Below are 18,462 nucleotides of genomic sequence, written 5' to 3' on the forward strand. Positions count from 1 at the left end.
TAATATCGCTTCTTTCCCCAATTAGCTACATTTACTTTATTGATCCCAAATCAATAATAACCTATGAAAATATTTTACACCCTACTGTTCATGGTATTTTCTATTGCCGTTTCTGCACAGGAATTTGTTGAAGAACCTGTGGACAGAACTGCCCAGTCCAATACATTTAAATTATATCCCAATCCGGCCTATCAGGAGGTGGTGTATATTACCACCAAACTTAACGGAGTAAAGGATGTAATAATCTATGATGTTTTTGGCACTGTAGTCTTAGAAGACCGTATTACCACAAGTCTTTTAAACATATCCAAATTAGCCCCTGGGGTATATGTTCTTCAAATTATAGAAAACAGGGTCACGATGACCAGGAAGTTGGTGGTAAAATAACCCTTCTAAGCATCTTATTTTATTCTCCGAACACACCTTACACCCAATGCTCGTCTATTTTTCTTCTTAAACGACCAATAATCGGAATACGGATTTAAAGCCTTACTACTATTTCCAAAGAAAAACTTCACCCTATTTCAATTATCAATAAAACCATAAAATAGGTTTTTCACGCTATTGTTATCATTACTTTTGCGGTAGTTAATAAGAATATGCCCGTCGATACCATTTTTAATATTGCTACTAAAGAGGAGTTCAATGCCATGGCTTTGAAAACTTTTGGGATCCAGTATCAAGGAAACATAGTCTATAACGAGTTCTGTAGGCACTTGGGAAAAAATGAATCCAATGTAAGAAGCATTTCGGATATCCCCTTTCTCCCGATAGAATTTTTTAAGTCTAGGAAAGTAATTACAGGCTCCTTTACTCCCCAAATTATATTTACCAGTAGTGGTACTACAGGAAGCGAAGTAAGCCAACATTATGTCCAAAGTACAGAACTATATGAAAATAGCTATCTAACAGCTTTTAAACAATTTTATGGGGATATAGAAGACTACTGTGTACTGGCGTTATTGCCCTCTTATCTTGAACGGGATGGTTCTTCCTTAATTTATATGGCCAATGACCTTATCATTAAAAGCAACCACCCTGATAGTGGGTTTTATTTGGATGATATTGAACGTTTGCAAAAGACGTTATTAAGATTAGATGGTAGTAGCACAAAAATACTACTGTTGGGCGTCTCCTTTGCCTTATTGGATATGGTGGAAGAATACAAATTAAACCTGAAGAATACCGTAATTATGGAAACTGGAGGTATGAAAGGGCGAAAAAAAGAATTGATCCGCGAGGAACTGCATGACTTACTAAAAGCCGGTTTCGGAGTACCAAATATACATTCGGAATACGGGATGACCGAGCTGTTGTCCCAAGCTTACTCCCAGGGCAACGGACGCTTCCTGGCCCCTAATTGGATGAAAGTCTTGACACGTGAAACGGAGGACCCCCTTTCACTTCTGCCAACGGGGAAAACAGGCGGTGTAAATATCATTGACTTGGCCAATATACACTCCTGTTCCTTTATTGCCACCCAAGATTTGGGAAGGGTTCAACCCGACGGTAGCTTTGAAATACTAGGCAGGTTCGACAATTCCGATATAAGAGGCTGTAATCTAATGGTATTATAATACCAGAAATTTAGCGTCCATCAAAAAAGTAGTGACCAAATAAATTAAGATACTTTTCTTTGGTGCTCTTTCTTGCACAAAGGCAGGAATATTCTCTGCTCCACTAGACCCTCTTTTGGCGACCTAATTCACAGTGATGCTTCAACCACTGAATACAGCTAATTTTCAAAAATAACACCTGAAAGAATAAGTCCTGCAAGGATGACCAACAAGACAACGGTAATAATAACGGCCCCTAGTTTCGTCTTTTTATTCTCCTGGAAAATATAATTATCCCTAGGGTCATTTTCATCTTTTAAGATTTTGGTGTTTTCTTCACCTTGTTTACTGGTCATATTCCATATTTTAGTGATATTCTAAAATACACCACCTTAACAAAATCGATTAATGCTATCAACTAAAATCTTAACTCTTTTATGCGGTAATAATAAAAATTGAATTTCTTGAAAAAATTTCAGAAAACGCCCATCATGGAGGCAGCGCTAAAAAGGTATTTTATCTAAACAGATCCTGACGGCAACACTAAAGTTTTAAAACCAGAAACGGAGAGAATGTAATTCAATTTACCTACAACTGTTTAAAAAGCAGATACGACAACTCCTTGGGAAAGAAAAAACCCCGAAGTTTGAATTCGGGGAAATATATAGATTAAAGTGTTTATTGGATCACCAGAACAAAATAATTCTTCTTTCCGCGCTGTAACAAAACATATTTATTGTTGATAAGGTCTTCGGCAGTGATGACGTAATCTTCCTTGACCTTTTCCTTGTTTACGGAAATGGAATTTTGCTTCAATTCGCGCCTAGCTTCTCCATTAGACCCCAAAAAGCCAGTTTTTGCTGCCAAGGCTGCGATCATATCCAAGCCATTTTCAATATCCTCCTTCGACACTTCTGCCTGTGGTACACCTTCAAAAACATCCAAAAATGTTTTTTCATTTAGTTTTTTTAAGTCCTCAGAAGTGGATTTTCCAAAAAGAATATCACTGGCCTTAATAGCATTGTCCAAATCTTCCTGTGAATGCACCATCACCGTAACCTCATCGGCCAAACGCTTTTGTAGAACCCTTAAATGCGGAGCTTCTTGATGCGTTTTTACCAAATTTTCTATTTCCTGCTTTGGTAAAAAAGTAAATATTTTGATATATTTTTCGGCATCCTCATCTGAGGTGTTTAGCCAATACTGATAGAATTTATAAGGCGAAGTCCTTTCCGAATCTAACCAAATGTTGCCCCCTTCGGACTTCCCGAATTTGGTGCCATCCGCCTTTGTAATTAACGGACAGGTAAGGGCAAACCCCTTGCCGCCACCAATTCTTCGAATTAGCTCTGTTCCGGTAGTAATATTCCCCCATTGATCGCTACCTCCCATTTGAAGGGTACAGTTATATTCCCTATAAAGGTGTAAAAAATCATATCCCTGCACCAATTGATAGGTAAATTCCGTAAAAGACATTCCTTCTTTGGCTTCCGCAGATAAACGTTTTTTAACGGAATCCTTGGCCATCATATAATTTACAGTAATGTGCTTTCCAACGTCGCGTATGAATTCCAAAAAGGAAAAATCCTTCATCCAGTCATAATTATTCACCAAGATGGCACTATTGTCATTTCCACTGTTAAAATCCAAAAAACGGGAAAGTTGTGCTTTTATGGCAGCCTGATTATGCGCTAATGTAGCTTCATCCAATAAATTACGCTCTGTAGATTTCCCTGAAGGGTCACCGATCATCCCCGTTGCTCCCCCGATCAAGGCATATGGCTTGTGCCCTGCCAATTGAAAATGGCGAAGCATCATTACCCCTACCAAATGTCCAATATGAAGTGAATCTGCAGTTGGATCAATTCCCACATAGGAAGACTGCATTCCACTTAACAAATGTTCTTCCGTACCGGGCATTGCATCGTGCAACATTCCTCTCCAAGTTAATTCTTCTACAAAGTTTATTGTCATGCCTTAAATATTCTAATTCAATAATAGCTGCAAATATAAAATAAATAGGTTGCTTAAGTCCAACCGAAAATGGAATATATTAGAGTCAATTGAGTAAATTTGCGCCATGATTTTAGTCACAGGCGGTACTGGTTTGGTAGGAGCGCACCTTCTTTTGCACTTATTGCAAACGGATGTCCCGGTCAAAGCCATTCATAGAAAAAATAGTAACCTAAAGGAAGTGGAAGAAGTTTTCGGTTATTATACCGACAAATCCCAAGAACTTTTTCAAAAAATCTCTTGGGTCGAGGCGGACATTAACGACCTCCCTGCCCTTGAAATTGCCTTTGAAAACGTGACCCATGTTTATCATTGTGCTGCCTTAATTTCTTTCGACCCCAATGATTATGAGCAATTGCGTACCGTAAATATTGAGGGCACCAAGAATATTGTAAATCTTTGTATTGCCAATGGTATAAAAAAATTGTGCTACATAAGTACTATCGGTGCTATAGGAAGAACTGTAGACAATAACCAAGAGGCCACGGAGGACACAGATTGGCATACACAACAAAGCAATGTTTACGCCATGACCAAGATGGATGCCGAATTGGAGGTTTGGAGAGGTGCTCAAGAAGGCCTCCCTGTTGTAATTATTAATCCAGGAGTCATTTTAGGCCCTGGTTTTTGGAATACAGGGACCGGAATATTGTTTAAAACGGCATTTAAAGCGCGTAAATACTATCCGCCAGGAGGAACCGGTTTTATTACAGTAAGTGATGTAGTAAATATAATGGTCCAATTAATGGAGTCTCGTATAACCAATGAAAAGTATATCCTTGTGGCCGATCAACTTTCCTATAAAGATATACTGTATAAAATTACTCAGGCCTTTGACAAACCCAGTCCCAGTAGGGAACTAAAATTTTGGGAATTGGAGATCCTTTGGCGATTGGATTGGCTTAGGAATATCTTTTGGAAAAGCGGCAGAAAACTAACCAAAATCTCGGTTTCTTCTTTACAAAAAAATCAAAAGTTTAATAGCGACAAAATTAAAAATCAATTAGGGTATACTTTTGAGGCTTTGGACGGAACCATTGAACTGTCCTGCAAAAAATTTATGGAAGGGAATCCTTAGTCTCTACCGGCTTTTTCTTGAGATTGGGATTTAATTTTTCTTTCGCCTCGATTAAGGAATCCTGTTTCTTCTGCCTTTCTTCTTCAAAAAACTTCTCCTCCTTTTCCAATTTCTCCTTCACTTTAGTATAAATAGACTCGTACACGGTGGGCATAGAAGCATAATAGGTATCACTCCCAATAAATTGAATACTATCGATCCCGTACTTGGTATATATATACCCCATAGGCTCAATATCATATTCGTTTAGAATACTTTCATTAATTATTTTGCCCGCATTTAATAAGGAAATGTCGTATAAAATAGTGACCATTTTATCCTCGGGAATAAGATTCTCAGGTTTATCCACCACCATTTCATTACAGGAGAACAACAAACCTATAAAAATGGGAACGATATATTTTAGCATTGCTATCTATTAAAAGTTAACCTCATAGCCTTTCTCTCTTCTGAAAATTGGCCATTATCATAGGCCAAATGGCCATTTACAAATGTATGGGTTATCTTGGATTTAAATGTATTTCCCTCAAACGGGGACCATCCGCATTTATAAGCGATATTTTCCTTGGTCACCTTCCAGGAATTATCAAGATCCAATACCACTAAATCTGCAAAATAACCTTCCCTGATAAATCCTCGATTTTTTACTTGAAATAATTTTGCCGGATTATGGCACATTTTCTCAACGATCTTCTCTAAGCTTATCTTTCCGGAATGATAGTATTCCAGCATGGCAGGCAATGCATGTTGAACCAAAGGACCTCCTGATGGTGCTGAAGTGTACACGTTATTTTTTTCCTCCAACGTATGGGGTGCATGGTCCGTGGCAACAACATCTATCCGGTCGTCCAGTAATGCTTCCCAAAGCTGACCCCTATCTTCCGCGGTTTTAACGGCCGGATTCCACTTTATCAAAGTTCCTTTAGTGTCGTAATCGGCCTCTGAAAACCAAAGATGATGAATACAGACCTCAGCAGTAATCTTTTTATCCTCTAGGGGAATATCGTTCCTAAAAAGTTCGGTTTCTATTCCTGTAGAAACATGAAAAACATGAAATCTGGCTCCTGTTTTTTTTGCCAAGGCTATGGCCCTTGAAGAAGAAAGATAACAGGCCTCGGCACTTCTTATCAAAGGATGGTATTTAACGGGAATGTCATCGCCAAATTCGGCCTTATATTTGGCGAAATTTGCCTTAATGGTAGCCTCATCCTCACAATGTGCTGAAATTACCATCTCGGTATTCCTAAATATCTTTTCGATCACCTCCTCATTATCTACCAACATATTTCCGGTAGAGGAACCTAAAAAGAGTTTAATTCCGGAACAGGCATTCCTGTCCAATCTTTTTATTTCTTCCAAATTATCATTGGTACCCCCGAATAAAAAGGAATAATTGGCAAAAGCAGTGTTTCTTGCCATCTGAAATTTTGCCTCCAGAGCTTCAATAGTGGTTGTTTGCGGATTGGTATTCGGCTGCTCCATAAAAGAAGTTATTCCGCCTGCGACCGCTGCACGGCTCTCCGTCCCTATAGTACCCTTATGGGTTAGACCTGGCTCCCTAAAATGCACCTGGTCATCTATGGCCCCGGGAATTACGTATTTCCCTTTCACATCTATGACCTTAACGGCAGTTTCCGAAGGAATATTTGCTTCTATTTTAAGAATAATGTCATCTTCCAAGAGTATATCACTGGAAAACACTTTATTGTCATTTACAATTGTAGCGTTTTTTATAAGAATCCTTCCCATTTTAAAATCTATTTTTATGAAATAAACTGCTCACCTTCATCTGAATTACACCAAACACGGCCTCATTTATAATGGAGGCACTCATCTTCGACTTACCCCTTATTCTATCTGTAAAAATAATAGGTACTTCCACAATATTATATTTTTTCAGATGGGCCCTGAACTTCATTTCTATTTGAAATGCATATCCAATGAACTTAATGGAATCCAAATTGATCGTTTCCAAAACCTTTTTCCTATAACAAACAAATCCGGCAGTAGGGTCATGAATTTTCATTCCTGTTATTACTTTTACATAGAACGAAGCCCCATAAGACAGTAGAATCCTATGCAACGGCCAATTTACCACATTAATACCCTTTTTGTATCGAGACCCCACAGCCACATCAGCACCATTAACACAAGCCTGATACAGTTTTATGAGGTCTGAAGGAGCGTGAGAAAAATCGGCGTCCATCTCAAAAATATATTCATATTTTTTGTCGATTGCCCATTTAAAACCATGTATGTAGGCTGTTCCCAACCCAAACTTATCCTGTCTTACTTCTAAAAACAAGCGATCACTATATTCTCCCTGTAAAGTTCGTACTGCATTGGCAGTGCCGTCTGGAGAATTATCATCTACCACTAAAATGTGGAAACCCTGCTCCAAAGCAAAGACGGAATGAATAATGAGCTCAATGTTTTCAATTTCATTGAAGGTAGGAATAATGACTAAGCTATCCGCCATCTAGGTATTGCAATTTTAGCAAAAATAGTATTTTAAAAACTGTAGCGAAATATCATGGCCGTTTTATGATTTTTTTAAAGAATTTAAATTCTTACCAAGATATCATTTAAGCTCGTCCAAGCTTAGTTTTTATCCATTCCTATTTAAATAAATAGGATATCCCCTTATCTGGCTTCTTCTATTTTTTCCAAGGATTTATTCCTAAAAAAGCTTAGGTTTGGGCAAGATTTCCGAATCATCATTAAAAACTATAAAGTAAGGCGTTTAGAGCTGGTAAGTGAAAATGGGTTTTGGTTGACACTAAATGGCAAGGGGAATACCTTATCACAATTTTATACCCAACAACAAAAAACTACCAATACCATGGATAACTGGGGGCCATTCGGAAAATGATTTATATTTAGGTTATCCCAAGAAATAAACAACAGGCTGAACAAATGGAAGCTATATTAAGAGATCAGTACACCGTAGATTGGATAACCATTATCCTATTTTCCAGTATCTTTTTTATGGTACTCGCCAAAACGGGATTTTACGGCCGATTTCTAAATTATATGATTCTGCCGTTCAACAATAAATACATTTTTCTATATCAAAAGAAAGACAGGCTCTTCAATTGGTTCAGTATTTTTTTCAGTATTTTTCAATTACTTAATTTCGCACTTTTCATCTATTTTGTGAATAAAATCTTTTTCCAATTCGAAAAAGAACACCAGTTTGAGGTCTATTTACTTATTTTTACATCCCTATTTGTATTCTTGTCACTTAAAATTCTCTTGCAATTTGGCAACGGCTTTATCTTTAATGCCAACAAGACCATTTCTGAAATCGTTTTTAAAAAACTTTCCTACCTTAACTACAGTGGCATTGTAATGTTATTTGCCAATCTTATATTAAATTATGTTTTACAAGAATCGAAAGCAGTAGTTTTCATAAGTATAGTATTAATATTCCTTATAAACGCAATTGGCTGGATAACAACGTTGAGAAATCATCAAAAATTCATTGCCAGCAATTTTGTATACTTTATTTTGTACCTTTGCGCTCTTGAAATAGCACCAATTATTATAGTTGGAAACTATCTAATAGATCGAAACCTATGAAAATAAAAACTATTTTGGTTTCACAGCCAGAACCTAAGATGGAAAACTCCCCCTATTCCAAATTAATTGATAAGGAGAAAATAAAGGTAGATTTTAGGCCTTTTATCCACGTGGAAGGTGTTGATGCGAAAATGGTCCGACAACAAAAAATTGATCTCAATAATTTTACTGCAATTATTCTAACAAGTAGAAATGCGGTTGATCATTATTTTAGGATTGCGGAAGAAATGAGGTTTAAAGTGCCCGATTCGATGAAATATTTTTGTCAGTCAGAAGCAGTAGCCTACTACCTACAGAAGTACGTTGTATATCGTAAGCGTAAAATTTATGTGGGGAAAATGAATTTTCCGGATTTAAATGCTTTATTCAAAAAATATAAGGACGAAAAATTTCTATTGCCTTCTTCTGATGTTCTTAAACCCATTGTTCCCGAAACACTGGATAGTTTGGGAATAAATTGGACCAGGGGAATATTTTACAAAACGGTAATTAGCGATCTTTCCGATTTAAGGGATGTGTACTATGACGTTTTAGTTTTCTTTAGTCCATCTGGAATAGAATCTCTTTTAAAGAACTTCCCGGATTTTGAACAGAAAGAAACCAGAATAGCGGTTTTTGGGAATTCTACGGTAAAAGCGGCTACGGATGCAGGGCTTAGAATAGACATTCAAGCTCCTACCCCGGAAACACCTTCTATGACCATGGCCCTTCAGAAATATATTACCACGGCAAACAAGAAATAAGCCAAGGCCGTATATAACAATTATAATATAAGTAATAGATTTTTATAAGAAACCCCGAAGCTTAGCTCGGGGTTTTTCTTTTAAAACGCATATCGTTGTGGTCCGCCCCGCCTAATCTCCTCATTGGCATAGGCTTCAAATTTCTTAAAGTTTTCACGGAAGGCATTGGTCAACTTAAATGCGGTCTTATAGTATGCCTCGTCATTGTTCCAAGTTGCTCTAGGACTTAGCACTGTAGTAGGAACACCTGGGCATTCGCGAGGCTGTGCCACTCCAAATACGGAATGGATATGATACTTGTCGTAACTGTACAGTCCCAATTCGCCACTGAGGGCCGCATGGATCATAGCACGTGTATATTTCAATTTCATTCTAGTACCTACCCCATAAGGCCCACCGGTCCAACCTGTATTAACCAACCATACGTTTACCCCTGCATCCAACATTTTTTTACTCAGCATTTCCGCATATTTAGTGGGGTGCAATGGCATAAATGGAGCTCCAAAACAAGCCGAAAAATTTGGAACAGGTTCAACCACGCCTGCCTCTGTACCCGCTACCTTGGCGGTGTACCCCGAAATAAAATGATAGGCAGCCTGACTTGGGGTCAGTTTGGAGATAGGAGGCAATACCCCAAACGCATCGGCTGTTAGAAAGAAAATATTCTTAGGATTACTTCCAATTGAAGGCACCTGAATATTGTCAATATTATATATTGGATAACTTACCCTTGTATTTTGGGTAATGGAGGTATTTTCAAAGTCGACCACCCCATTGCCATTCAAGACCACATTTTCCAAAAGTGCCCCTTTCTTTATGGCCCCGTAAATTTCCGGCTCATTTTCTTCAGATAGATTAATGACCTTGGCATAGCAGCCTCCCTCAAAATTAAATACCGTATTTTCCTTTGTCCAACCATGTTCATCATCGCCAATCAATTTCCTTTTCGGATCCGCAGACAAGGTGGTCTTCCCCGTTCCGGAAAGTCCAAAAAAGATGGCCGTATCCCCATCATCGCCCACATTGGCGGAACAATGCATGGGAAGGCATTTTTTAAATACCGGAAGAATAAAATTAAGTGCAGAAAATATACCCTTTTTAATTTCCCCAGTATATCCGGTACCTCCTATCAAGGCAATTTTTCGGGTGAAATTTAAGATGGCAAAATTATGCTGTCTAGTTCCGTCTACTTCCGCCTTAGCCATAAATCCAGGAGCATTTATCACCGTCCATTCAGCACTAAAACCCACCAATTCCTCCGCTGTAGGCCTCAAAAACATATTATAGGCAAACATATTGGACCATGGATATTCATTAATAACCCTGATGTTCATTTTATATTCGTCGTCGGCACATGCAAAACAATCCCTTACATAAAGCTCTTTTTCATTAAGATATGTTATGACCTTAGTATAAAGAGCATCAAACTTTTCGCTTTCAAAAGGTATATTCACATTCCCCCACCATATTTTATCGGCCGTAATCTCATCCTTTACAATAAACCGATCCATAGGCGATCTGCCAGTAAATTCACCTGTATTTATAGCCAGCGCCCCTGTGGAGGAAGTAACACCCATACCCTTTTCCACAGTAATTTCATGCAGTTTGGAAGGTGATAATTGGTAGTGGATATTTTTTGTTGAAATGCCATACGCCTTTAACGAAATCGATGGCGTTGATGGAGATGATGAATTCATAATAATTGAGTTTTATTAGAAAAATATAAAGGCTCTAAAAGCTTGTTAGTTTTAATTTGATCGATTTTGATTAAGCACCCGAATCCCTAAAAGTATCCAGCCAGCAACCAACAGAAGCCCTCCTATAGGAGTCAATAAAGCTATCTTCTTAAAATCAAAACTGGTCAGTTCATTGGTCGCCAATAGATAAATTGAAAAGGAAAAGCATATAACGCCAGCGGCAATTAAATAATAAACGAGCTTTTTACGCTCTTCTGCCAATAAATTGAAACCGCCCAAAATCATTAAGAACAATGCATGGTACATCTGGTATTTCACTCCAGTTTCAAAAGTCCCGATAGCCTTTACATCCAACATCTTTTCCAGACCGTGTGCCCCGAATGCTCCTAGAAGAACTGCCATAACACCAAAAAATATCCCAGTGCTAAAAATTGTTTTGTTCATAACTTATATGCTCATATTCCTTACAAATATAACAATTTGATACCTTAGTATCCGTTAATTAGAAAAGGAAAAAACCAATGCGGAGAAAAATACTTGTTGTAGGCACAGGAAAATCCACCTCTTATTTATTAGATTATTTATTGCAAAAAGCAGATATAGAAAATCTACATCTTACTATTTGTGATCTAAATCCCGAAGTCCTTCCCAGTAAAATAAGGCTACATAAAGCCTGTACAACTTTAAAATTGGACATTTTTAATGATGTTGGCAGAAGTAAGGCCATCCAAGAATCGGATATAGTGATCTCTATGCTTCCAGCCCGTTTTCACATTAAGTTGGCGAAGGATTGCATCCAATATGGAAAACATTTGGTTACTGCCTCGTATATAAGTGATGAAATAATGGCTTTGGACTTACAGGCTAAAGAAAAAGGCCTTGTATTTATGAACGAAATTGGATTGGATCCTGGCATAGACCATATGAGTGCCATGCAGATAATAGATAAGATTAGGGATCAAGGTGGTAAAATGATTCTGTTCGAATCTTTCACCGGTGGTTTGGTAGCCCCCGAAAGTGACAATAACCTATGGAACTATAAATTTACATGGAACCCTAGAAATGTTGTTGTAGCCGGCCAAGGCGGGGTAGCAAAATTTATACAGGAAGGTACATACAAATACATCCCCTACCATAAGCTTTTTAGAAGAACAGAATTTCTGGATGTTGAAGGGTACGGGAAATTTGAAGTATACGCAAATAGGGATTCCCTAAAATATAGGGAAGTTTACGGACTGCAGAACGTGCTTACCCTATACCGTGGAACTATGCGAAGGGTAGGTTTTTCCAAGGCATGGAATATGTTTGTTCAATTAGGAATGACAGATGATAGTTACACTATAGAGAATTCTGAAGGAATGTCTTACCGCCAGTTCGTAAACCTATTTCTACCTTATTCCCCTACCAATACAGTAGAACTAAAAATGAGGCATTACCTAAAAATCGATCAGGATGATATAATGTGGGAAAAATTAATGGAATTGCACCTGTTTGATTCCACAAGAAGAATTGAATTAAAAAATGCCACCCCTGCCGAAATTTTACAAAGAATCTTGGAGGATAGTTGGACTTTGGCTGAGACGGACAAGGATATGATCGTTATGTATCACAAATTTGGTTACGAACTCAATAGTCATAAAGAACAGATAGATTCCAACATGGTGGTCACTGGGGAAGATAGGACTTACACTGCCATGGCCAAAACAGTTGGTTTACCGGTAGCCATGGCCACCTTGCTCATACTAAACAAAAAAATAACCAACCCTGGGGTACAATTACCCATTAGACGCGAGGTATATGAACCCATTTTAGAGGAACTAAAAGAATACGGGATACACTTTAAAGAATATCACGTACCCTACTTGGGCTACAATCCCGACTCCGTAGCGAGTTAATATTTAAAACCATTTCGGTATCTTTATATTAAATTTGAAACTATAATCATGAAATCCAATAACGAAAACATTAAAATTGACGGAATCGACAAAAAGATCCTAAGATTTTTGATGGACGATGCTAGGAAGCCTGTTCTGGAAATTGCCAGAAAAATTGGGATTTCGGGGGCTGCCATTCATCAGAGACTACGTAAATTGGAAGCTTCTGGTTTAATTGCAGGGTCTAAATTTATTATCAATCCTAAAGTTTTGGGATATACCACTATGGCCTACATAGGTATCTATTTGGATAAGGCCATGAGCAATCCTTTAGCCGTAAAGGAACTTGAAAAAATTCCAGAAGTATTGGAATGCCACTATACTACAGGGAACTGGTCTATTCTAATAAAAGTACTTTGCCGGGATAACGAACATCTTATGCATGTACTTAATAGGGATATACAACAGATAGAAGGTGTTTCCAGAACAGAGACCTTCATTTCCTTGGACCAACAGATAGACCGTCAAATAACAATATAAAAAAAGGACATCTCTCGATGTCCTTTTTAGTTATATACTTTTGGTTTTTAGTCCCTACCTCCGAAGACCTGCATAGCCCAATAGACCAAAGAGGCCAAAGAACCTATTGCAGCTACCAAATACGTTCTGGCAGCCCATTTTAGGGCATCCTCAGAACCCTTGTACTCATCAGGAGTAACTATGTTTTTATTCTTTAACCAAGCCAATGCCCTGTTACTGGCATCGTATTCCACAGGTAATGTGATAAAACTAAACAAGGTAGCAAGTCCCATCATAATTAGACCTGCCACGGCTACCCAATATCCAAGACCAATTCCTGCAGCCGCTCCCAACATTATTCCTCCAAAAACTACCCACATAGACATTCCTGAGGTAACACTTACCACAGGCACCAATTTGGAACGCAAGGTCAACCATTCATAAGCCGTAGCGTGCTGCACGGCATGTCCACATTCGTGGGCCGCAACCGCCGCCGCAGAAGCATTTCTTTGATTATAGACCCCTTCACTTAAATTTACCGTTTTATTTGTCGGATTGTAGTGATCCGTAAGCATCCCAGGTGTAGAAATCACCTTCACATCCCGGATCCCATGATCGGCCAACATTTTTTCTGCAATTTCGGCACCACTCATACCATTGCGCAAATGCACTTTGGAATAGTGCTTAAATTTACTTTTTAGTTTATTGCTTACCAACCAGCTTACCAAAGCTATGGCCCCAAGTAATATATAATACATCATCATAACGATTTCCTTTTAAAATTAATCGAATATACTAAAGTTTCCTTTATCCAATCTGTACTAAATACAGCAAAAAGCCCGCCAAATTATCCAAACCTAAATTTCAGAACATAAAATAATACGAATCTGACAATTTGTCCCAAACTACTTATATTTTAACTTTAGGACGATCATGATGAAAAGTAAAACGGCAGTGAGAAAATTGGCAACTATAATAGGTACACTTTCATGAAAAACTCCATAGACCGTCCATAGCACTACTCCGATAAACATAGCCAAATACATGGTCAGGGAGATATCCTTTGTAGACTTATTTTTCCAAGTCTTATAAACCTGAGGTACAAACGAAGAAGTGGTTATTATGGCAGCAACCATGCCCATGATTTCAACATATTCCATATTCGGTATCCAATTTCATTAATTATTTGTATTCACACTCGTTTAAAAATGCCCTCTCTCATTACCATCTGCCAATAAATTGGTTAACCCACAATATTTACAATTTTTCCAGGAACTATAATTACTTTTTTAGGAGTTCGTCCTTGCAATTGCTCCTTTGTTTTAACATGGGCCATAACGGCAGCTTCAATTTCCTCTTTGGACAGGTCTACCGGCAACTCTATTTTAAAGCGCATCTTTCCGTTGAACGAAATAGGATATTCCTTGCTACTCTCTACCAAATACTTGCCTTCAAATTTGGGGAAAGGAGCAGTAGCTATAGAGGTAGTATATCCTAATTGGGACCACAGCTCTTCTGCAATATGGGGGGCATAGGACGAAACCAATACTACCAAAGGTTCCAATATTTCCCTACTATTACATTTTTGCGCAGCCAATTCATTCACGGCAATCATAAATGTAGATACCGAAGTATTGAAAGAGAAATTCTCTATATCCTCTTCCACTTTCTTAATAGTCTTATGCAGGGTCTTTAAATTATCTGCGGTAGGTGCATTATCTGTAACCAAAAAAGCGCCTTCTACCCCTCCATGGTATAAACGAAACATTTTTTTTAGAAAACTATAAACCCCACTGATTCCGGAGGTATTCCAAGGCTTGGATTGCTCCAAAGGCCCAAGGAACATCTCGTATAAACGCAGGGAATCTGCCCCGTACTCCTCACAGATACTATCCGGACTTACTACATTGTACTTAGATTTAGACATTTTTTCTACCTCGCGACCTACGATGTACTTACCGTCTTCCAAATTAAATTGTGCATCTTCATGCTCAGGTCGCCATTTTTTAAAGGCTTCAATATCCAATTCATCAGAACTATTAACAAGCGAAACATCTGCATGGGTAAAATTTAATGGATATTCAGAAGAGCTAAGTGGAGTAATCAATATTAACTCCCCATCTTTCAATCTTTTTAACAAATCGGATTGAATATCAGATTTAACAATTTTATCAAGTAACCCAGATTTCTTGGCAAGGGTATCGTAATAAAGATCTTTAGAAATAAAGATTACCTTTTTATTGATTAGAATTTCCCCTCCATATTCCTTTTTCTCAATAAGCGAGTAAAACGTATAATATACAAATGCACTGGTCCCCGTAATCATCCCTTGGTTGATCAGTTTTTTGGCAAACTCGGGTTTGGGCACCACACCTTTGTCGAACAAAAACTTTTGCCAGAAACGGGAGTACAGCAAATGTCCAGTGGCATGCTCGCTACCTCCAATATATAAGTCTACATCTTGCCAATAGTCGATCGCCTCTTTTGAGAATATTTCGTCGTCATTTGTCGGATCCATGTAGCGATTAAAGTAGTATGAACTCCCTGCCCATCCAGGCATGGTATTCAGCTCCAAAGGAAATACGGTTTTATGATCTATCAACTCATTACTGACTACGGCCGAATTTTTTACATCCCATGCCCATACCGTGGCATTGCCCAAGGGTGGCTCACCTGTTTCCGTAGGCAGGTATTTCTCCACTTCTGGCAAAACAATGGGCAGATGTTGCTGATCGATCATTTGTGGCATACCATCCACATAATAAACTGGGAACGGTTCTCCCCAATAGCGTTGGCGACTAAAAACGGCATCCCGCAACCTATAATTTATTTTCCCTATCCCTTGACCTAACTTCTCCAGGTCAAAAATGACACGTTTAACGGCCTTTTTATATGGAAGCCCATTTAAAAAATCAGAATTGGAAATTACTGTATTGCCCTTTTCTGAGAAGGCTGCTTCAGAAATATCTACACCCTCAAAAATATTGGGAATAGGAATATCAAAATGTTTTGCAAAGTCATAATCCCGCTGATCACCACAGGGAACAGACATTACCGCCCCGGTGCCATAGCCAGCCAAAACATAATCCCCGATCCAAATAGGTATGGGCTCTTTACTAAAAGGATGTTCTGCATAAGCCCCAGTAAAAGCACCAGAAATAGTCTTCACATCAGCCATACGGTCGCGCTCACTACGTTTGGCCGTAGCCTCTATATAAGACTCAACTTCTGCCTTTTGCTCAGGAGTAGTTATTCTAGCCACCAATTCATGCTCAGGAGCCAAAGTCATAAAACTCACCCCAAAAATCGTATCGGGCCGGGTAGTGAAGACCGATATTTCCATGACTTCCGAATCGACCTCCCCCCTGCCCCCTCCCAAGGAGGGGGTTAGGGGGAGGACCTTAAACGTCACTTCAGCTCCCTCTGACCTTCCGATCCAATTGGTCTGGGAATCCTTTAACGGTTGCGGCCAATCTACCATTGCCAAATCATCCAAAAGACGTTGGGCATATGCGGAAATACGCATACTCCACTGCGTCATTTTTTTACGGACCACGGGATGCCCTCCACGCTCAGAAACTCCGTTGACAATCTCATCGTTTGCCAATACCGTTCCTAGCGCTGGACACCAATTGACTTCTGTTTCCGCCAAATAGGTTAATCTATATTGTAATAAAATCTCTTGCTGTTGTTTTGGCGAAAAAGCTTTCCATTCAATTGATGAGAAATCCACCACTTCTTCATCACAAACCGCATTGACATTTTGGTTACCTTCTTTTTCAAAAATGGCAATTAGACTTGAAATATCTTCAGCCTTGTCAGTCTCCTTATTGTACCAAGAATTAAAGAGTTGGATAAAGACCCATTGGGTCCATTTGTAATATTTGGGATCCGAGGTTCGAACCTCCCTACTCCAATCAAAGGAAAAGCCCATTACATCCAATTGCTTTCTATATCCTTTAATTTCGGTGCCTTCTTTATCTACTCCTCCTTCAATATTAACTTTCGTAGTATCTGCAGGATGCTGCCCTGTCTGAATGGCGTATTGTTCCGCAGGAAGTCCAAAAGAATCGTACCCCATAGGATGCAACACATTAAATCCTTTATGTCTTTTATATCGTGCATAAATATCACTGGCAATATACCCCAACGGATGCCCTACGTGCAAACCAGCACCAGAAGGATAGGGAAACATATCCAATACATAAAACTTTTCCTTTTGGGAATTATTTTCCGCTTTAAAGGTTTGGTTTTCCGCCCAAAATTGTTGCCATTTTTCTTCAATCTTCCTAAAATCGTAAGTCATCCTAATCTCTTGTATTTTAATCCAGTGTACCTACTGCACACCCGTGCATTTATTAATGTAGCGCAAAAATAAGTTTAATCTATGAAAGCGAAAAGATATTATCTATATACCATTTCATAACTTTTTGATTACCTTAAATTAAGGATGAAAGAGGTCACTATTATTTTTTATTCAATTTACTTTCCTATTTTTACATATTGATTTTGTACTATGAGCACATCATTTGAACGTTTTCAAAAAAGAAAACTAATTTCATCTTACTTTTCGGTAGTATTGAGCATTGGACTTGTGCTTTTTCTTTTAGGGATTTTAGGCCTTTTGGTATTGAACACCAAAAAATTGGCCGATCACTTTAAGGAGCAGATAACCATATCCGTTTTTCTAAAAGACAATGCCAAGGAAGTGGAAGTAGACCAATTACAAAAAAGTCTAGCTATGGCCGAATATACCAAAAAGGCCACCTATGTATCCAAAGAACAGGCCGCGGAACAACACAGTCTGGAGATAGGTGAGAATTTTCTGGATTTCTTGGGTTATAACCCCCTTAAAAATTCTATAGACGTACAACTCAAGGCCGATTATGTTTCCACAGAAAAAATCACTGAGATCGCAGAGGAAATTGGCTCCAAAGATTATATTGAGGAAGTAAGCTACGACAAACCCCTAATTACACTTTTAAACGATAATGTAAAGAAACTAAGCTTTTGGATTCTGGTAGCCAGTGGAATATTCACCTTCATAGCAGTACTGTTGATCAATAGCTCTATCCGTCTTTCCATTTACTCCAAACGTTTTATCATTAAGACCATGCAAATGGTAGGGGCTACCAAAACCTTTATCCGGAGGCCATTCATATGGACCAATATAAAGCTAGGTGTTCTAGGAGCTGTCTTGGCCTTAATTGCCTTGGGCTTTGTTATATATTACGTAGACATAAATTTTCCAGAGCTCAATCTTTTTCAAGACCCAACTATTTTAGTATTTCTTTTTGCAAGTGTCTTTGGATTAGGGGTCTTAATTTCTTACATAAGCACTTTTTTTGCAACACAACGTTTCTTAAATCTTAGAACAGACGATTTATATTATTAAATTTG

Annotated in this window: 18 protein-coding genes; 8 read left to right on the plus strand and 10 right to left on the minus strand. The window is 38.4% G+C overall.

Annotation, left to right across the window (positions count from 1 at the left end; translation table 11 throughout):
• Positions 1-63: 63 nt before the first annotated feature.
• A complete protein-coding gene (locus tag CWD90_RS11040) occupies positions 64-387 on the plus strand; it encodes a T9SS type A sorting domain-containing protein (RefSeq protein WP_103476124.1) in 324 nt (107 codons plus the stop codon).
• A 212-nt stretch (positions 388-599) separates the two neighbouring features.
• The gene (locus tag CWD90_RS11045) at positions 600-1,577 is read left to right on the plus strand and encodes a long-chain-fatty-acid--protein ligase (protein WP_103476125.1); all 978 of its coding nucleotides are present in this window, start codon (positions 600-602) and stop codon (positions 1,575-1,577) included.
• A 158-nt stretch (positions 1,578-1,735) separates the two neighbouring features.
• Here CWD90_RS11045 and CWD90_RS23210 read toward each other — a convergent pair whose 3' ends face one another.
• Together CWD90_RS23210 and tyrS are read right to left on the minus strand one after the other, a co-directional pair.
• Positions 1,736-1,912, minus strand: coding sequence for a hypothetical protein (locus CWD90_RS23210; RefSeq protein ID WP_192878016.1), 177 nt, complete (start codon positions 1,910-1,912; stop codon positions 1,736-1,738).
• A gap of 322 nt (positions 1,913-2,234) precedes the next feature.
• Positions 2,235-3,530 carry a tyrosine--tRNA ligase gene (gene tyrS, locus CWD90_RS11050; RefSeq protein ID WP_103476126.1) on the minus strand — a complete coding sequence of 432 codons (1,296 nt, stop codon included), beginning with the start codon at positions 3,528-3,530 and terminating at the stop codon, positions 2,235-2,237.
• A 106-nt stretch (positions 3,531-3,636) separates the two neighbouring features.
• Between tyrS and CWD90_RS11055 the strand changes: the two genes are divergently transcribed.
• Positions 3,637-4,647 carry an NAD-dependent epimerase/dehydratase family protein gene (locus CWD90_RS11055; RefSeq protein WP_103476127.1) on the plus strand — a complete coding sequence of 337 codons (1,011 nt, stop codon included), beginning with the start codon at positions 3,637-3,639 and terminating at the stop codon, positions 4,645-4,647.
• Here the strand turns inward: CWD90_RS11055 and CWD90_RS11060 are convergent.
• The 3 genes from CWD90_RS11060 to CWD90_RS11070 are packed head-to-tail and all read right to left on the minus strand — an operon-like array spanning position 4,628 to position 7,126.
• Complete coding sequence (locus CWD90_RS11060; RefSeq protein WP_103476128.1) at positions 4,628-5,056, minus strand: DUF4296 domain-containing protein; 429 nt, start codon at positions 5,054-5,056, stop codon at positions 4,628-4,630. The genes CWD90_RS11055 and CWD90_RS11060 overlap by 20 nt on opposite strands.
• A gap of 2 nt (positions 5,057-5,058) precedes the next feature.
• Positions 5,059-6,396 (minus strand): dihydroorotase, encoded by a 1,338-nt coding sequence (locus tag CWD90_RS11065; protein WP_103476129.1) that lies wholly within the window; start codon positions 6,394-6,396, stop codon positions 5,059-5,061.
• Position 6,397: 1 nt separating this feature from the next.
• The gene (locus CWD90_RS11070; protein ID WP_103476130.1) at positions 6,398-7,126 is read right to left on the minus strand and encodes a polyprenol monophosphomannose synthase; all 729 of its coding nucleotides are present in this window, start codon (positions 7,124-7,126) and stop codon (positions 6,398-6,400) included.
• Between the two features lie 437 nt (positions 7,127-7,563).
• On the opposite strand from CWD90_RS11070, the gene CWD90_RS11075 reads away from it, so the two are divergent.
• Together CWD90_RS11075 and CWD90_RS11080 are read left to right on the plus strand one after the other, a co-directional pair.
• Positions 7,564-8,229, plus strand: coding sequence for a DUF4271 domain-containing protein (locus tag CWD90_RS11075; RefSeq protein ID WP_103476131.1), 666 nt, complete (start codon positions 7,564-7,566; stop codon positions 8,227-8,229).
• Positions 8,226-8,972 carry a uroporphyrinogen-III synthase gene (locus CWD90_RS11080; protein ID WP_103476132.1) on the plus strand — a complete coding sequence of 249 codons (747 nt, stop codon included), beginning with the start codon at positions 8,226-8,228 and terminating at the stop codon, positions 8,970-8,972. The genes CWD90_RS11075 and CWD90_RS11080 overlap by 4 nt, the downstream gene beginning before the upstream one ends.
• An 80-nt stretch (positions 8,973-9,052) precedes the next feature.
• Here CWD90_RS11080 and pckA read toward each other — a convergent pair whose 3' ends face one another.
• Both pckA and CWD90_RS11090 read right to left on the minus strand, forming a co-directional pair.
• Positions 9,053-10,669 carry a phosphoenolpyruvate carboxykinase (ATP) gene (pckA, locus tag CWD90_RS11085; protein ID WP_103476133.1) on the minus strand — a complete coding sequence of 539 codons (1,617 nt, stop codon included), beginning with the start codon at positions 10,667-10,669 and terminating at the stop codon, positions 9,053-9,055.
• Positions 10,670-10,720: 51 nt separating this feature from the next.
• Positions 10,721-11,113, minus strand: coding sequence for a DUF423 domain-containing protein (locus tag CWD90_RS11090; RefSeq protein ID WP_103476134.1), 393 nt, complete (start codon positions 11,111-11,113; stop codon positions 10,721-10,723).
• A gap of 77 nt (positions 11,114-11,190) precedes the next feature.
• Between CWD90_RS11090 and CWD90_RS11095 the strand changes: the two genes are divergently transcribed.
• Both CWD90_RS11095 and CWD90_RS11100 read left to right on the plus strand, forming a co-directional pair.
• Complete coding sequence (locus CWD90_RS11095; RefSeq protein WP_103476135.1) at positions 11,191-12,564, plus strand: saccharopine dehydrogenase family protein; 1,374 nt, start codon at positions 11,191-11,193, stop codon at positions 12,562-12,564.
• A gap of 48 nt (positions 12,565-12,612) precedes the next feature.
• Positions 12,613-13,083 (plus strand): Lrp/AsnC ligand binding domain-containing protein, encoded by a 471-nt coding sequence (locus tag CWD90_RS11100; RefSeq protein ID WP_103476136.1) that lies wholly within the window; start codon positions 12,613-12,615, stop codon positions 13,081-13,083.
• Positions 13,084-13,130: 47 nt separating this feature from the next.
• Here CWD90_RS11100 and CWD90_RS11105 read toward each other — a convergent pair whose 3' ends face one another.
• The 3 genes from CWD90_RS11105 to CWD90_RS11115 form a co-directional block, all read right to left on the minus strand.
• Entirely contained in the window at positions 13,131-13,826 is a 696-nt protein-coding gene (locus tag CWD90_RS11105) for a zinc metallopeptidase (protein ID WP_103476137.1), read from the minus strand.
• Between the two features lie 141 nt (positions 13,827-13,967).
• A complete protein-coding gene (locus CWD90_RS11110) occupies positions 13,968-14,222 on the minus strand; it encodes a SemiSWEET family sugar transporter (protein ID WP_103476138.1) in 255 nt (84 codons plus the stop codon).
• Positions 14,223-14,305: 83 nt separating this feature from the next.
• Positions 14,306-17,368 (minus strand): leucine--tRNA ligase, encoded by a 3,063-nt coding sequence (locus CWD90_RS11115; RefSeq protein ID WP_103476139.1) that lies wholly within the window; start codon positions 17,366-17,368, stop codon positions 14,306-14,308.
• A 210-nt stretch (positions 17,369-17,578) separates the two neighbouring features.
• Here CWD90_RS11115 and CWD90_RS11120 point away from each other — a divergent pair, with 210 nt between their 5' ends.
• Positions 17,579-18,457: a cell division protein FtsX gene (locus CWD90_RS11120; protein WP_103476140.1), complete on the plus strand. Its 879-nt coding sequence runs from the start codon at positions 17,579-17,581 to the stop codon at positions 18,455-18,457.
• Positions 18,458-18,462 lie beyond the last annotated feature (5 nt).

Origin of the sequence: Arenibacter catalasegens (assembly GCF_002909235.1) — a bacterium.
Lineage (GTDB): Bacteria > Bacteroidota > Bacteroidia > Flavobacteriales > Flavobacteriaceae > Arenibacter > Arenibacter catalasegens.

Coding starts and splice junctions, on each gene's coding strand:
- CWD90_RS11120 (WP_103476140.1), top strand. CDS start 17,579: ATGAGCACATCATTTGAACGTTTTCAAAAAAGAAAACTAATTTCATCT.
- CWD90_RS11100 (WP_103476136.1), top strand. CDS start 12,613: ATGAAATCCAATAACGAAAACATTAAAATTGACGGAATCGACAAAAAG.
- CWD90_RS11115 (WP_103476139.1), bottom strand. CDS start 17,368: ATGACTTACGATTTTAGGAAGATTGAAGAAAAATGGCAACAATTTTGG.
- CWD90_RS11060 (WP_103476128.1), bottom strand. CDS start 5,056: ATGCTAAAATATATCGTTCCCATTTTTATAGGTTTGTTGTTCTCCTGT.
- CWD90_RS11080 (WP_103476132.1), top strand. CDS start 8,226: ATGAAAATAAAAACTATTTTGGTTTCACAGCCAGAACCTAAGATGGAA.
- CWD90_RS23210 (WP_192878016.1), bottom strand. CDS start 1,912: ATGACCAGTAAACAAGGTGAAGAAAACACCAAAATCTTAAAAGATGAA.
- pckA (WP_103476133.1), bottom strand. CDS start 10,669: ATGAATTCATCATCTCCATCAACGCCATCGATTTCGTTAAAGGCGTAT.
- CWD90_RS11110 (WP_103476138.1), bottom strand. CDS start 14,222: ATGGAATATGTTGAAATCATGGGCATGGTTGCTGCCATAATAACCACT.
- CWD90_RS11055 (WP_103476127.1), top strand. CDS start 3,637: ATGATTTTAGTCACAGGCGGTACTGGTTTGGTAGGAGCGCACCTTCTT.
- CWD90_RS11040 (WP_103476124.1), top strand. CDS start 64: ATGAAAATATTTTACACCCTACTGTTCATGGTATTTTCTATTGCCGTT.
- CWD90_RS11070 (WP_103476130.1), bottom strand. CDS start 7,126: ATGGCGGATAGCTTAGTCATTATTCCTACCTTCAATGAAATTGAAAAC.
- tyrS (WP_103476126.1), bottom strand. CDS start 3,530: ATGACAATAAACTTTGTAGAAGAATTAACTTGGAGAGGAATGTTGCAC.
- CWD90_RS11075 (WP_103476131.1), top strand. CDS start 7,564: ATGGAAGCTATATTAAGAGATCAGTACACCGTAGATTGGATAACCATT.
- CWD90_RS11105 (WP_103476137.1), bottom strand. CDS start 13,826: ATGATGATGTATTATATATTACTTGGGGCCATAGCTTTGGTAAGCTGG.
- CWD90_RS11045 (WP_103476125.1), top strand. CDS start 600: ATGCCCGTCGATACCATTTTTAATATTGCTACTAAAGAGGAGTTCAAT.
- CWD90_RS11090 (WP_103476134.1), bottom strand. CDS start 11,113: ATGAACAAAACAATTTTTAGCACTGGGATATTTTTTGGTGTTATGGCA.
- CWD90_RS11095 (WP_103476135.1), top strand. CDS start 11,191: ATGCGGAGAAAAATACTTGTTGTAGGCACAGGAAAATCCACCTCTTAT.
- CWD90_RS11065 (WP_103476129.1), bottom strand. CDS start 6,396: ATGGGAAGGATTCTTATAAAAAACGCTACAATTGTAAATGACAATAAA.